The following is a 14,815-nucleotide window of genomic DNA, read 5'->3' as shown; positions in this document are numbered from 1 at the left end:
AACATTACCAATCCTATGCATCATCCGTCATTAAGCATTAGAAGCAATTCCAGCCAGTGCAAAATTTGCTTTAGCATCGAGGCGGCACAATCGCTTGTCTTTGTATAAAAGTTAGGATATGTTTATTGTTTTTAATCCCGGGATGCAAAAACCCACAAAAGAAAACGAATTTTCTTAAAAAGCAACCTAGGCGATTGCTTCAAAAGCTCAAATTTGACGCTGCAAAACCAGCTCGCCGCGTCAAATTTGAGCCAAATTTACGCTACTTTTTATAGCTTTTTACAAATTCGCCGATCCTTGCGATACCTTTTCTGATACTTTCTAAATCAGTCGCAAAAGACAGCCTAAAGTATCCGTCCATACCAAACCCAACGCCGGGCACCACGGCAACCTTGGCCTTTTCTAGCAGCTCTTTGCAAAATTTCATACTATCTGGCTCGACCTCGGAGCAGTTTATAAAAAGATAAAACGCGCCGTCAGGCTTAAGCACGCTAAGCCCCGGTATAGCGTTTATCATCTCGACGCCTAGGTCGCGGCGCTTTTTAAACTCGCCCTTCATATACGCGATGTCCTCGTCGGCTTTGCCGAGCAACGCAGGGATGGCGCCGGCTTGCGTTAGAGAGTTTATGTTGCTCGTGCTTTGGCTTTGCAGCTTGTTTACCGCGGCGTTTAGCTCTTTAAACGGGCTAGCCATGTAGCCAAATCTCCAGCCAGGCATCGCGCCGCACTTGCTTAGGCCGTTTATCGTGATCGTGCGGTTAAACATATCCTCGCTCACCGCCGCGGTCGCGACGAATTCGCCCTCGTAGTTTAGCTTTTCGTACATTTCGTCGCTAGCTACGATGATTTTCGTATCTTTTAGCACTTCGCCCAGCGCTTCGAGCTCTTTGCGGCTATATATCGCGCCCGTCGGGTTGCAAGGGCTGTTTAATACTAAAATTTTAGTTCTAGGAGTGATCGCCGCCTTTAGCTGCTCGGGAGTGATTTTAAAGCCGGTCTTTTCGTTAGTTTCGATAAAGACGGGATTGCCGCCGCTAAATTTGACCATCTCCGGGTAGCTCACCCAGTACGGGCTTGGTACGATGACCTCGTCGCCATGATCGACTAGCGCTTGGAATACGTTAAAAAGCGAGTGCTTGGCGCCGACGTTTGTTATTATTTGATTTGGCGCGTAGTTTAAACCGTTGTCGCGCTTGAGTTTTGCGGCGACTGCCTCTCTCACCTCGGGCGTGCCGGCGACGGCGGTATATTTGCCGCAACCTTTATCTAGGGCGGCTTTTACTTCGTTTTTGATGATCTCTGGCGTGTCAAAGTCCGGTTCGCCCGCGCCGAAACTGATCACGTCCTCGCCGCGGGCTTTCATCTCTTTTGCCTTGGTGCTGATTTCGATGGTTAGGCTCTCGCCTAGCACCTGAACTCTTTTTGATAGCATTTTTACTCCTTTTTCTAAATTTAAGATATAGTTTTTAGATAGCCGTTATCGTTTAAAAACAGATACATTTCGCCTAAAATTTGCTTTCGTTGCGAGTCGTTTACGAGCTTTGACTTTTCGATACGCTCGTTTAGGATGTCTTGGATCTCGTAGATGTCGTAGTCAAGATCCTCCATGATATCAAGGATCGATTGGCTCTCCAGCAGGTGCGACACCTTAAAGCCCTCGGCGTCTATCTCGATAGTAGCTTCGGTCGGGTGAGTAAAGAGGTTGTGTTTCATACCCAGCACCTCCTGATACGCTCCGACTAGGAAAAATCCTAAAAAGTACTCCTCTTTTTCCACGTCCACGTCGTGTAAAAACAGAGGATTTTCCTCGTCGTCAAAGCCTATCTCGCCGTCGCTATCGCAAGTGATATCCCACAGCGACGCCGAACGGGTAGGGCGCACGTCCAGGCGGTCAAGCGGCATGATAGGGAAATTTTGCTTTAAGCCCCAAAAATCAGGCAACGACTGAAATAGCGAAAAATTTACGAGATAGCGCTCCTGCGCCTCTTCCTGTAGCTTTAAAAGCTCGGCGTTGTGCTGTTTGGTGCCGAGGATTTTAGCCGCTTTTTTGATGATTAGGTGGGTTAAAATTTCAGCGTTCGAGCGATCCTGCAAATCGACGTAGCCTAGATCAAATAGCGTCAAAATGCTCTCCATATGATCGATGCTGTCGTGCAGATACTCCATCGCGTTTGACGGTTTTATCGTGTTTAGCAGATCGTTTAGCTCGGTGATTAGCTGAGGGTTTTTCTTTTTCAGCACGAGTTTTTCCTCGGTGTAGTCCTGGCTAAAGAGCTCCAAAACGGGCGCAACCAGCACGGCGTGCGAAGCCGAGACGAAACGGCCGCTCTCGATAAAGATATCAGGCTCCACCTCGTTTCGCTGCGTCGCCATCGTTTTTAGCAGATAGACCACGTCGTTGGCGTATTCGCTAAGCGTGTAGTTTCGGCTCGAGTTTTCCTTAAACTGCGAGTATTCTATAGCTAGACCGCCGCCCAAATTTATGGCTTTTAGGTTTTTCGCACCCATTTTTCGCAGCTCGGCGTAGATGTTTCCTGCTTCGATTAGAGCTTTTTTTAGCGGGTGGATTTCGGTGATTTGCGAACCGATATGAAAGTGGATCATATTAAAGCGGTCGAGCAAATTTGCCTCTTTTAGCAAATTTACCGCTTCGATTAGCTCGGTTGCGGTTAGGCCGAATTTGGAGTTTATACCGCCGCTTTTAGCCCAGACGCCGGATCCGCTGCTATGCAGCCTGATACGCAGGCCGATGTTTGGCTTTGGCGCGAAACGCTCTTTTGCGATGGCGATGATAGCCTCAAGCTCGTTTAGTCCCTCGATCGTTAGCGTGATGTTGTGCCCCATTTCGGCCGCGATAAAGCCAATGTTTATCATCTCTTTATCTTTAAAGCCGTTTACGGTTATCGGCGCACCTTCGTTATTATACGCCATCACCAGCAGCAGCTCGGCCTTTGAGCCTGCCTCCAGCCCGTAGCCGTATTTTTGGCCGTGACGGACTAGGTTTTTTACAAAACCCGGATATTGATTTACTTTTAGCGGATAAACGGCGTTAAAGCTGCCTTTGTAGCCGAATTCGTTTTTAGCGCTCTCAAAGCTTTTGTAAATTTGCGAAATTTGCTTGTGTATGAGGTGAGGGAAGCGCAGCAATAGCGGGCCTCGGTAGCCTTCGCTCCTGATGCTTTTTACGATGTCGATGATGGCCGGTTTTGAGCCGGTATTGACGCAAATTTTACCGTTTTCGACAATGAAGTTATTGTTTCCCCACAAATTTAAACCGTAATCATACATTTAAAATCCTTTTAAGTTCCGTCTCCAGATCCGCCAAATCAAGCGTTTTTTCGGCTTTCTCGCTCAGATCTTTTAGCCAAATTTTGCCCGATTTTAGCTCGTCCTCGCCGACGCACAGGCAAATCCTAGTGTTAGCATTATCGGCCGCATTTAAGTGCTTTTGTAGTTTTTTAGGTTCGTAGCTTACTAGGACGGGGATGCTTTTTCTTAAATTTATCGCTATTTTATAGACCGCGTCCACGCCATCGGCATCCATCGCGCCGATATATACGCCGCTTCTTGCGCTTTGGCTCTCTCGGCCGCCTAGGATTTCCATTATGCGCTCGATACCCATCGCAAAGCCCACGCCGTAGCTAGCCTTGCCGCCTAGGTACTCGACCAATCTGTCGTAGCGTCCGCCGCCTGCGACCGCGCTCTTTGCGCCGATCTCGCTTGAAACGAACTCAAACGCCGTTTTGCAGTAGTAATCAAGCCCGCGCACAAGCTTTGGATCTATCTCAAACTCCACGCCGTTGCCGCTTAAAATTTCTTGCAACTTTTTAAACTCGCCCGCGCATTCGTCGTTTAGGCTACCGATTATCAGCGGCGCGTTTTCGTAAATTTTCTGACAGCTCTGGGCCTTGCAGTCTAGCACGCGGATAGGATTTGTTAGCTTTCTGCGCTTGCAGTCCTCGCAAATTTGCTCCTCGTGCGCGTCTAAAAATTTAACCAGCTTTTGCCTGTATGCACCCATACTAGCGGCATCTCCGAGCGAATTTATGAGTAACTTGGTTTTGATACCCAGGCGCGAGAAGATCTCGTTTATCATCAAAATAACGCTCGCATCCTCATAAACGCTAGGCTCGCCGAAGCACTCGCAGCCAAACTGATGAAACTCGCGCAAACGTCCTTTTTGCGGACGCTCGTAGCGAAACATCGAGCCGTGGTAAAAGTACCGTCTCACGCCGCCAGTGCGGTCAAATTTGGCCTCGATAAAGGCGCGCACGACGCCGGCAGTGCCCTCCGGACGCAGGCAAACGTCGTTACCGCCCTTGTCCTCAAACTGATACATCTCCTTGCCCACGATATCGCTGCTTTCCCCGACGCTGCGGCGAAAAAGCGCCGTTTGCTCCAGGTGTGGAGACAGCACGAACTCGTATCCGTAGTTTTTCGCGACCTCTTCGCAGATTTTGATTATCCTCTCGTAAAGTCCCGACTGGGGTGGCAAAACGTCCTTCATCCCCCTTAATGCGCTAATCATTTATAAACTCCTTTATCAAATTCGTTATTTTTTCTTCGTCCAGGGCGGCGTCGATCGTGACGTAACTGACGTCTAGTTTTTGCAAAATTTCCTCCATCGCGTCCTGTACTCTTAGTAGATACTCAAAACCCCTAGCCTCTATGCCGTCCATCTGCGCGCGCGAGCTTAAGCGCGATCTTAGCGTGCTTTCGTCCGCTTTAAAAAATACTATTTTTTGCGGAAAATTTCCTTGTAGGGCAAATTTATTTAAGCTTAAAAGCTCTTCAAAGCTAAAATTTCCGCCCGCCAGCGCGTAGGCCATGCCTGAAACAAAGCCTCTGTCGCTCAAAATCATTTTATCTGAGTTGGGTTTTATTATCTTACCCGAATGCTCGGCTCTATCGGCCAAAAATAGCAAAATTTCGGCCCTTTTATCCAGATCGTTTTCTTTTAGTAATATCTCGCGCAAATTTTCGCCAAGCTTCGTACCGCCCGGCTCCTTAGTCACGATCGCTTGCGGGTAAGCCGTCGCCAGCCGCGCTATCTGCGTGCTTTTGCCCGCGCCGTCGATACCTTCAAATAAAATATACAAATTTAGCCTTTCAAAGTTTCTAAAATTTCGCTCGGAACCAGCTTGCTGACGTCGCCGTCGTGGCTGAGAACGGAGCGCACGATCGAGCTTGAGATAAAGGCGTTTTTGAGGCTCGGCATCAGATAAACGGTCTCAAGCTCCTCCCAAAGCGTGGCGTTTGCGTAGCCGATTTGCAGCTCGTACTCAAAGTCGCTAACCGCGCGAAGTCCGCGGATCACGACGTTTACGCCGCAGCTTTTGGCAAAATCGACGAGCAGGTTATCAAAGCCCACGACCTCGACGTTTTTTAAATCCGCCGTTGAGATTTTTACCATCTCAACGCGTCTAGCCAGGCTAAAATAGGGCTGCTTACTCTCGCTAGCCGCAACTGCGACGATGACTTTATCGAAAATTTTAGTCGCCCGCCTGATAACGTCGACGTGTCCGTTTGTTACGGGATCAAAGGTGCCCGGATATATGCAAGCTTTCATTTTTCGCCTTTAAATTTTAAAGGTTGATTTTACTATTTTATGCCTAAAATAGGACTTTATCTTACGACCGGCGCAGCTGTTTTAGCTCCATCTTTTGTAAATTTGATGCTTAAGTCCGAGCAGGTCAAGCCACTTGCCGATGATGAAATTTTCCATATCTTCGAGGCTATTTTGAGCCGAATAATATCCCAAAACCGGTGGCGCGATAACGGCGCCAAGAGCGGAGAGCTTAGCTGCGTGCTCGAGTGCAAGCGTAGAAAACGGCATCTCTCTAACGCCCAAAATCAGCCTCTTTCGCTCCTTTAGCGCGACTGCGGCGGCGCGAGTTATCAGCGTGTCGGCAAAGCCTGCGTGGATTTTGGCTAGAGTGTTGATAGAGCAGGGTGCTATGATAGTAGCGCCTATGCCGAACGATCCCGAGCTCGGCGCTGCGGCCAGATCGGAGTCGCCATAGATAACGGCGCGATTTTGCAAATCTTGCCAAATTTGATGAATTTCGTCTTGTTTGGCGCCGTTTTGAGATAAAAATTTATCAAAATTATCTTTATCTTGAGATTTTACGGCACTAAACTCGCGGGAAATTCCGGCTTTATTTTTTTCATTAAAGCGAGTATCGAATTTATCCGAATTTTTAGCGCTGTTCTCGGCATAAATTTTATCAAAATTATCTTTATTTTGAGATTTTATAACGTCGATTTTGCCGCAAATTTTACCGTCTTGCTCTTTGATTTTATCGTCGTAACCTCCGTAAAATTTACCGCTATTTTGGCAAATTTGACCGTTTGCATCGTCAAGATCGCCGTTATCCCGGCTGCCGACACCGCCTATCGTTTTACAATTTTTTAAATTTTCATCGCTAAAAATTTGCGTGCCGTTTGAAACAAATTCGCTGTTTTTACTTTTAGATTTTTTATCGCTATCGCCAAAATCCGCCTCGCTCTGCGCGAAGCTCAAATTTGCAAATTTTGCGCTTTCGCCGTAGCGCTTTTGCGAGTCGTTTTTATTTGCTCGTTTTAAATTTGGCGCCCAAATTTGAAAATCTGCGTCCGAGTCGTTTTCATCGCCGTAAATTTTGTCAAATTTGACCGCGTTTTGGTCGGTGCGAAAATTTAAAACTTCGCCTCTGCGCGCCGCATTGCTAAATTTAGCCGTCGCTTCGTCAAATTTACCACTCGTCGCGCCGATGGTGTTTAAATTTTCGCCGTTTTTACGGAAAAAATCGGTAAAATTTAACTCTTTTTCCAGCACATTCATCGCGTTCTTACTCACGCACAGGTGCAGTTGCGCTCTTTTTGCTATCTCAAAAGCGAGCTTAAGCCCCAGATTTACGCCGCTAGCGCCGCTGATGCCAAGAAAAATTTTCATCTTATCATCACCTGTTTTTTTGAGACGATTTGCGCGCTAAAGACCTTTTTGTCGTTGTTTTTGACCTTGATCGTATCGCCTAGATTGCCGTTTTCTAGCGCAGTAACCTCGACGATGATGCTAAGCGCCCCATCGCTAAGCACGGCGCCCACGCGCTCGCCTTTTTTGATAAGCGGAAGCGAAGTAAACTGCCGCAGCCGCAAGACTTCGCCGCTTTTTATATTTTGTTTGGCCGCTAGCCTCGCATTTGGCGCCTCGCTCATCATATCGGGGCTAAACTCGCCAAGCTCCACCCAATCCTTTACAAAGTCGCCCACGCCCAACATTTGGCGTGTGGCAAGCGGCCTGGTCGCTCTTAAAACGGGCATTTTCGCGCCGATCTCATATCTAAAAAATACGCTTGGCCGCGAGCCGTTTGGCGTGACGAAACCGGCCCTAAAGCTGCCTTTTGGATTGATTTTGTTTGTGTAAATTTTGTCGAATTTGTATTCATGAAAATTTTTAGGAAGCTCGTTTTGAGGCTCGATGAGCGGAAATTTGACGAATTTTATATCTTTAAACTCGCTCGTAACCGCCTGCAAAAACGCTCGCTGCACCAAATTTAGCGCGTCGCAGTTTTTGACGAAAATCGTCTCTCCGCCGCTTTTATCCTCGAGTCGTACGTCATATTTTTTTAAAATTTCGGCTAATTTTTGAGAATTTATTTTTGCGGCTTTGCTATCGTTTAAATTTAATATTTCATCATTTTTGCCTTCAAAGCCAAGATCAGCTAGCGTTATTTTGCCGTTTGAAACGCAATACATCGGCCAAAGCGCCAAATCCGAAGAAAATAAAAAAATAGGAAAAAAAAGTAAGAAAAAAATGGAGCGGGAAACGAGATTCGAACTCGCGACCCCAACCTTGGCAAGGTTGTGCTCTACCCCTGAGCTATTCCCGCACCGTTTGAGAAGTCGCAATTTTAGCAAAAACGTTTTCATTTGTCAAGAAATTCGCAAAAATTTTACGATTTCGCCCGCTTTTAGCGCGCTATCGCTTTCGCTGGTTATCAAAATCGCATTACTTTTGATAAGAGGCATTATCATACCCGAGCCAAATTTATTATCGTCCGTGACATTAAATTTACCGTCCGCAAAGCTGCCAAATACGATGTTTTGACGTCCTGATTTTATTTTTACGTCTTGGTTTAAAACGGCGCCAAATTTTTCAAACTGCGTGCCCTTTAAAAACGGAACGACCAGCAAAAAAGACATCAAAAACGCAGCCATCGGGTTTCCGGGCAAGATAAAAACGATTTTTTTGTCCTTTATGAAAACTTTGCTCGGTCGTCCGGGGCGTATATTTACGCCGTCAAAAAGCTCGCTAAAGCCTAAATTTAAAAGCGCCGTTTTCATAAAATCGGCCTCGCCCTTGCTGGCTCCGCCGCTTGTGATAATAACGTCAAATTCAGCCGTCTCAAGCGCGCGCGTCGTGCTTTCTAGGTCGTCTTTTATGATGCCCGCATACGAGCTAGCAAAGCCGAAGCTTTGAAGCAAAGAGGCGATGCCTGCGGCGTTTGCGTTGTAGATTTGCCCCTGGCCAGCGTTTTGCCACGGCTCGACTACTTCGTCGCCGCTCGAAAATATACCGATCTTTGGCTCGCGCTCTACGCAGACGCAGTAAATGCCCTGCGCGGCTAGCATCATCACTTTTGCGGGCGTTAAAATTTCACCTTTTTTAAGTAAAATTTCACCCGCTTTGACCTCTTCGCCCTTATATCTCACGGCGTTAAATTTTTTGATTTTGCTTTGCGGCGAGAGCTTGCCGTCCTGCAAAACCGCATCCTCAAAAGGCACGATAGTATCGGTGTTTGCCGGCATTTTCGCGCCGGTCATTATCTTTACGCATTCGCCTTTTTTTAGCGAGATTTCGGCCGTATCGCCCGCCAGCACGGTCGCTACGACGCTTAACGGCTCATTAAAATCGTCAAATTTAAGCGCGTAGCCGTCCAATGCCGAATTGTCAAAAGATGGCAAATTTTTAACCGCTACGACGTCTCCGGCTAAAATTTTACCCGTCGCGCGCTCAAGGCTTATAAACTCGCCGTATCCGTCAAATTTAGCTTTTTCTAAGATCAAATTTTGAGCAAGCTCTAGCGTCATTTTACTCCTCCAGTCTGCGTATTTTTGCGCCCAGAGCCGCTAGTTTGCGCTCCAGCCCCTCGTAGCCTCTATCTAGGTGATAAATTCTATGCACGCGGCTAGTTCCGTTTGCGGCAAGGGCCGCCAGCACCAGAGCCGAGCTGGCGCGCAGATCGGTAGCCATCACGTCCGCGGCGTTTATCTCGCCTCCGCCGTAGATCGTCGCGATGTGGCCGTTTAGACGGATATCGGCACCCATACGCGTGAGCTCGCTAACGTGCATAAAACGGTTCTCAAAAAGCCTCTCGTCGATCGTGCTGACGCCGTTTGCCGTGAGCGAGAGCGCCATAAACTGCGCCTGCATATCGGTCGGAAAGCCCGGAAACTCAGTCGTCACGATCTCGACGGGATTTACGTTTTTAGCGGGCATTATCGTGATTTTGTCGCTGTCCACGACGGTTTCAAAGCCCATTTGGTTAAATTTAGTAAGCACGGCTCGCAGATGCGCAGCGTTGGCTTTTGTTACGGTGATTTGCGAGTTCGTGATCGCTCCGGCGCAAAGATACGTCCCAGCCTCGATCCTATCAGGGATGACCGTTATCTCGCCGACGTCCAGTAGGCGCCTGTCCGTGCCCTCGATCACGAGCTCGTCCGTGCCGATGCCCTCGATCCTCGCGCCTCCGCCGGCCAAAACCTCGCAAAGCTGCACCACCTCAGGCTCCTTGGCGACGTTGATTAGATGCGTCGTGCCGTGAGCGAGCGCGGCGGCCATGATGATGTTTTCGCTGCCCGTTACCGTGATCTTGTCAAAGACGATCTGCGCGCCCTTTAGCCCGTCGGGTGCGGTGGCGACGACGTAGCCTTGTTTGATTTCGATGTTTGCGCCCATTTTTTCAAGCGCGCTTAGATGCAGATCGATCGGCCTTTGTCCTATCGCGCAGCCGCCCGGCAGGCTCACCTCGCAGTGGCCAAACCTAGCTAGCAGCGGGCCAAGCACCAGGATGGAAGCGCGCATTTTACGCACGATGTCGTAGTTGGCCTTCGTGGAGCTGACGTAGTTTGAGTTGATTTTTAACGTATGATCGTCCGTAAATTCGCACTTTGCGCCCAAATTTACCAGCAGAGTAGCCAATGTCTTTATATCGGCGACGTTTGGCATATTTTTTAGCGTCACGTCGTTTTTTATGATTAGAGCCGCGGCTATGAGGGGCAGGGCGGCGTTTTTAGCCCCGCTTATGGCGACCTCGCCGCCCAGTTTCGCGTTTCCTTCGATTTCCAAATAATGCATCATCCCAAATCCTTAAATAAAATCCAAAGTATAGTGAAATTTAGCTTATAATTTAAATTTATGCCGATTTTTACCGATTTATTTATATAATTTTACTTTTAGACGGTTCGTCTCTTGAGTAAATTTAAATGATCCGGAAATTTCCTCCCTCGATGAACTATTGCGTTTTATCTTCGGTCGAAAATTTCGTCGAAACGTTTAAATTTATCACAAGATACTTCGCCTTGAAATTTACATAAAATCAGGATTTAAGATGAAATTTACGATTTTTTTACCGCTCGCATCGCTTGCGGCTTTGATTTTTAGCGGATGCGTGGGCAGTGCGCCCAAAATTTACCCGATCGATCAAAGCGGAGAGATTTTAAACGCGAGATTTTTAAACTCGCAGCAAGACGTATTTAACGATCTGGGCGGTATCGCGCTTTCAAATTTTATGCAGGGTTTTTTGGATAAAAAAGACGGCGGAGACTGCTCGGGATTTGTCTCGCTCGTGAATAAAAACATAAATAATATTTACTTTGCCGAGACAAATTTACTCAAATTTTACGGCGAAAAAGGGCTAAAATCGCAGGCGATTTTTAATTTTTATAAAAAGAGAAATTTGATCTCACAAACAAGCCCGAAGCTCGGAGATTTGGTGTTTTTTAGCAACACCACGAGCCAAACTAAAAGCAAAAACAAACAAATCGTTACTCATCTTGGCATCATAGACCGCATCGAAGACGACGGAACTATAAGATTTATGCATAATACTAGAGGTAAAAATAAGAACGGATTTATAAATCTCTTTCAAAAAAATAGCCATAAAATAGGCGGTAAAGTGGTGAACTCCTATATCGTAGCGTGCAAGGGCGGAAACGCCGACTGTCTAACGTCAAACAGATTCGCCGGCTTTGGCAAGGTTAAATTTTAGCTAAATTTATGTTCAAATTTTATATGATAAGGGCTTTAAAAAGGAGCCGTTTTTGAACGCTACGATATCGCTTATCGCACTAAATTTTCTAGTATATTTCGCCGTTTATTGCGGCATTTGCAGTAGCAATGTGATTCTTGGATTAAATATGTCTTTCACGGACGGGCTTTATGTCTGGCAGCCTGCGACCTCGATGTTTATGCACGCAAATTTGACGCATCTACTGATGAATATGGCGGTTTTGTATCAGTTCGGATCGCTTCTTGAGCGGCGCTACGGCAGCGAAAAATTTGCCGTCATATACTGCATCGGAGGCGTTTTGACCTCGCTGCTTAGTTTTATTTATATATATGTTATATTTAAGATCGACGGAACTTTTATAAATTTAGTCGGAGCTAGCGGCGCGATCAGCCTGTTGCTTGGCATTTTGGCGTTTTTGGACGCGAGCAGCCGAAAGGGGCTAATCATCGCCATCTTGCTAATGAGCTTCGTGCCCGTAGCTATGGGCGTAAACGTCGCCTGGTACGCGCATATCGTCGGCTTTGCATTAGGCTATTTCGGGGCAAAATTTAAGGTGATAAAATGAGATTTTTCGAGCGAATTTGGGAAATTTTAGAGTGCGGCGACAAAGAGCTTAAATTTGACAAATTTAAACGATTTTACGCCGAATACAAGGCCGGTAAATTTGACGCGCAAATAGAAGAGGGCGGCGAATTTGACGAGATAAAACCGCTAAAACGTCCAAGCTACGCGGCATTTTGCGAGGTAGTAGCGATGAGGGAAATCGGCGGCAAAAAGCAAGCGGACAAGCAAAAAGCCTTCCTTCACTCGATCGCGCATATCGAATACGGCGCCGTAGATATCGCGCTGGATGCGGCGTATCGCTTCCGCGCGCTGCCAAAGGCCTACTATGACGACTGGCTCGAGGTCGCGCAGGATGAGATCAGGCACTTTAGGTTGATAGAGGAGCATATGGCTAAATTTGGCGTAAAATACGGCGATTTTGCCGTGCACGACGGGCTTTTTATCGCTCTGCAAAACACATCCGCGTCGCTGCTCGAGCGTATGGCGGTGCTGCCTAGATATATGGAAGCAAACGGCCTTGACGCCAATGCTTTTATGCTAAAAAAGCTGGAAGCCGAGCGCGAAAAAGACGAGAGCAAGGCGCGGCTTTGCGAAATTTTGCAAGTCATATTAGACGAGGAGATCTCGCACGTCTCAAAAGGCGATCGGTGGTTTAAATTTGCTTGCGAAAAAGAGGGCGTAAGCCCCGAAACCTACGCGCAAATCGTGCAAAAAATCTATCCCAAAGCTTTTTTGCGCTCTCGCGAGCTAAACGTGAACGCGCGCCTAAAATCAGGCTTTAGCGAGGCGGAGATCGAGCGCATAAGAGGTCTGGCGCAAACGCAAAAGACAAGGCAGACAAAATGAAAAAAATCTACTTCATCAGGCACGCAAAAGCCGTAGAAGAGAGCGAGGGCGGCGACTTCGAGCGCGATCTAAGTGAGCGCGGCAAAAAGGATCTGGCGCTGATGTGCGAGCGGCTAAAAAAGCATGAGGTGAGGGCGGACGCGATATTTGCCAGTCCCGCCAAACGCTGCGCCAAAACGGTTCAAAAGCTGGCCGCGGCGGTCAAATTTGAAAAAAAAATCAAATTTAAAGACGAGCTCTACGGCGCGCAGATGCACGAGCTTTTGGAGTTTGTGCGGAAGCTGGACGATAAATTTCAAAGCGTATTTATCGTCGCGCACAATGACGCGATAACGGAAATTTGCGAGCTTTTAAGCGATGCCGCGATCGGAAATATCCCTACATGCGGCATCTTTTGCGTCAAATTCGACGGAAATTTCAAAGAGCTAAAAGAACACGGCGCAAAGGCCTTGTTTTTCGACTATCCTAAAAAGCATAAAAAGAGCTAAATTTCTTCAAACATCAAGCTGTTCGTCATCCTCTCTATCAAGCTGCGCAGATAGATGTCCGCAGCCTCGCTAGTGCCGACATTTACGACATTTCCTTTTTCGTCTTTTCTTTGCATCTTTATGCCTTTGCTTTTGATGATATTTTTTACGTCTTTTATGCTATTTTTACCGTTAAATTCCAGTATTATCTCAAGGTCGGCTTTGTTAAATTTGCTAAATATTATCTCGTTAAATTGATTTGAAAAACTAATGGCGGGCTCGTCGTCTTTCAAAAAATATTTTATATATCTTTCGTAAATTTCTTTGATTTTGCTTTTGCCGGGAGCGTATTTTACGCATTTTATCGTGACCGGCGAGATATCGACGCTATCGTTTAGTATCAGCGGAATAACGTTTGAATAAACCTCGTTTTTATCCTCAAATTTATCCACCAGCTCTTTGATGTTTATCGAGCCGGGATAGACCGAGTTTATCGCTTCGACGATTTTGGCGACTTTCGGATTTACGATTCGTCCCTTAATATCAACGATATTGCCGTCTTTTGCCTCAAATTTACCGCGAATATGAAGCACATTTAGACTTTTTTTGTCGTATTTTTTATCAAGCCTTGCATTTTTGGCGTTTATGGAGTGAGTTATTACGCTCCTACGAAAGCTTGAGTTTATCGCAAAATCGGTATATTGCTCCTTTACTATGCGTGCGGGCATATCTTTTATGGCGTCAAAAAGACTGTAAATTTGCTCGTCGTAAAGAGTATTTAAGGACAAATACAAATTCGTATCCGCAAGATACCCGAGCTCAAATTTTTCGATATCTTTTATAAACTCGAAGAAATAGTAAGGGTCGTTGAAAATCTCAAAAAATTCGTGATAGAGATAGTAGTCCATATCGGCATATTTATCATTGACGCTGTCGATGTGTCTTATCAACCACCCCTGATCGTTTTCAAGGCCGATTGTTTTTATGTAGTCTTTTAGAGTTTTTATATTTTCCTTAAAAGCCGCTACTTTCTCTCGCTCGCTCGCATCTTTGTGCGAATTTTGCACGAAGATATCGATAAAATCCCTCAAAACGGACCTTCCTTTCCAGCCCGGATATACATTATACGAAACATAAGCAAGCCCGTTTGGCGTTAGCAAATTTTTTATAACGCTTAAAATCGATTTTTGGACGTTTTTTGGCACCCAACTATAAACGCCGTGAGCTATGATGTAGTCAAATTTACCCAGTTCGTCCTTTAGCTCGCAGATATCTTTTTGATGCAGCTTTAAATTTGAAATCCCGATATCTTCGACAATCTTTTGCCCTTTTGAAATTTGAATACCGGATAGATCGATGCCGACGACGTCTGCGTTTTTATTATTTAGCGCAAACGGGATCAAATTTCCGCCGAACGAACAGCCGATCTCTAAAACTCTAGCTTCCGAAGCCGCGGGAGGATCAAGAGAGATAAGCCTCGCTATGGACTCAAGCTTTTGCGGATGAGTCTCTTTAAAAGACTGAGAAATATAGGGAAGGGCGTCGTAAGTTTGCTCAATATTATTTATAGTCATTTTTGTTCTTTCTAAAAAATTTAAAGCCCATTATAATATAAAATTTAATTTTCGAGAAATTTTACGACAAACTTTTTGTAATACAATGCGA

At 46.3% G+C, this 14,815-nt stretch carries 14 protein-coding genes, 1 tRNA gene and 1 pseudogene; 4 read left to right on the top strand and 12 right to left on the bottom strand.

The features are described from left to right. Window positions 1-262: 262 nt before the first annotated feature. From CRECT_RS05780 to murA, 11 genes and pseudogenes are all read right to left on the bottom strand, one after another. On the bottom strand, window positions 263-1,432 hold the full coding sequence (locus CRECT_RS05780; RefSeq protein WP_002945763.1) for a pyridoxal phosphate-dependent aminotransferase: 1,170 nt from the start codon (window positions 1,430-1,432) through the stop codon (window positions 263-265). Window positions 1,433-1,452: 20 nt separating this feature from the next. After that, window positions 1,453-3,288, bottom strand: a complete 1,836-nt coding sequence (gene speA, locus CRECT_RS05775) for a biosynthetic arginine decarboxylase (RefSeq protein ID WP_004320699.1) — start codon at window positions 3,286-3,288, stop codon at window positions 1,453-1,455. Then, window positions 3,281-4,528, bottom strand: coding sequence for a histidine--tRNA ligase (gene hisS / locus CRECT_RS05770; RefSeq protein ID WP_004320687.1), 1,248 nt, complete (start codon window positions 4,526-4,528; stop codon window positions 3,281-3,283). Before hisS ends, speA begins: the two co-directional genes overlap by 8 nt. Continuing rightward, the gene (gene tmk / locus CRECT_RS05765; RefSeq protein ID WP_004320689.1) at window positions 4,521-5,099 is read right to left on the bottom strand and encodes a dTMP kinase; all 579 of its coding nucleotides are present in this window, start codon (window positions 5,097-5,099) and stop codon (window positions 4,521-4,523) included. The genes hisS and tmk overlap by 8 nt, the downstream gene beginning before the upstream one ends. Before the next feature lie 2 nt (window positions 5,100-5,101). Then, window positions 5,102-5,569: a pantetheine-phosphate adenylyltransferase gene (gene coaD, locus CRECT_RS05760; protein ID WP_004320690.1), complete on the bottom strand. Its 468-nt coding sequence runs from the start codon at window positions 5,567-5,569 to the stop codon at window positions 5,102-5,104. Window positions 5,570-5,650: 81 nt separating this feature from the next. Continuing rightward, window positions 5,651-6,823 carry a UbiX family flavin prenyltransferase gene (locus tag CRECT_RS05755; RefSeq protein WP_407643371.1) on the bottom strand — a complete coding sequence of 391 codons (1,173 nt, stop codon included), beginning with the start codon at window positions 6,821-6,823 and terminating at the stop codon, window positions 5,651-5,653. 24 nt (window positions 6,824-6,847) lie between these two features. Further along, window positions 6,848-6,934: pseudogene (locus CRECT_RS13210) on the bottom strand (UbiX family flavin prenyltransferase); the annotation flags it as partial. Beyond that, window positions 6,931-7,737, bottom strand: coding sequence for a flagellar basal body P-ring formation chaperone FlgA (flgA, locus tag CRECT_RS05750; protein WP_039888588.1), 807 nt, complete (start codon window positions 7,735-7,737; stop codon window positions 6,931-6,933). The pseudogene CRECT_RS13210 and the gene flgA, both read right to left, overlap by 4 nt. Before the next feature lie 59 nt (window positions 7,738-7,796). Further along, a tRNA-Gly gene (locus tag CRECT_RS05745) sits at window positions 7,797-7,871 on the bottom strand. 43 nt (window positions 7,872-7,914) lie between these two features. Beyond that, entirely contained in the window at window positions 7,915-9,072 is a 1,158-nt protein-coding gene (locus CRECT_RS05740; protein WP_004320693.1) for a molybdopterin molybdotransferase MoeA, read from the bottom strand. A gap of 1 nt (window position 9,073) precedes the next feature. Beyond that, complete coding sequence (gene murA, locus CRECT_RS05735) at window positions 9,074-10,339, bottom strand: UDP-N-acetylglucosamine 1-carboxyvinyltransferase (protein WP_039888592.1); 1,266 nt, start codon at window positions 10,337-10,339, stop codon at window positions 9,074-9,076. Window positions 10,340-10,592: 253 nt separating this feature from the next. Here murA and CRECT_RS05730 point away from each other — a divergent pair, with 253 nt between their 5' ends. From CRECT_RS05730 to CRECT_RS05715, 4 genes are read left to right on the top strand one after another with little or no spacing between them, the layout of a single operon-like run. After that, window positions 10,593-11,252: an NlpC/P60 family protein gene (locus CRECT_RS05730; protein WP_004320697.1), complete on the top strand. Its 660-nt coding sequence runs from the start codon at window positions 10,593-10,595 to the stop codon at window positions 11,250-11,252. Window positions 11,253-11,304: 52 nt separating this feature from the next. Further along, window positions 11,305-11,838, top strand: coding sequence for a rhomboid family intramembrane serine protease (locus tag CRECT_RS05725; protein WP_004320688.1), 534 nt, complete (start codon window positions 11,305-11,307; stop codon window positions 11,836-11,838). Next, entirely contained in the window at window positions 11,835-12,683 is an 849-nt protein-coding gene (locus tag CRECT_RS05720) for a ferritin-like domain-containing protein (protein WP_004320703.1), read from the top strand. The genes CRECT_RS05725 and CRECT_RS05720 overlap by 4 nt, the downstream gene beginning before the upstream one ends. After that, window positions 12,680-13,171: a SixA phosphatase family protein gene (locus tag CRECT_RS05715; protein ID WP_004320685.1), complete on the top strand. Its 492-nt coding sequence runs from the start codon at window positions 12,680-12,682 to the stop codon at window positions 13,169-13,171. The genes CRECT_RS05720 and CRECT_RS05715 overlap by 4 nt, the downstream gene beginning before the upstream one ends. Here CRECT_RS05715 and CRECT_RS05710 read toward each other — a convergent pair. Continuing rightward, window positions 13,168-14,724, bottom strand: coding sequence for a methyltransferase regulatory domain-containing protein (locus CRECT_RS05710; protein ID WP_004320700.1), 1,557 nt, complete (start codon window positions 14,722-14,724; stop codon window positions 13,168-13,170). The two genes, CRECT_RS05715 and CRECT_RS05710, sit on opposite strands and share 4 nt — an antisense overlap. Window positions 14,725-14,815 lie beyond the last annotated feature (91 nt).

Source organism: Campylobacter rectus, assembly GCF_004803795.1.
Classification (GTDB): Bacteria; Campylobacterota; Campylobacteria; order Campylobacterales; family Campylobacteraceae; genus Campylobacter_A; species Campylobacter_A rectus.
This window is presented reverse-complemented; position numbering and strand designations above follow the sequence as displayed.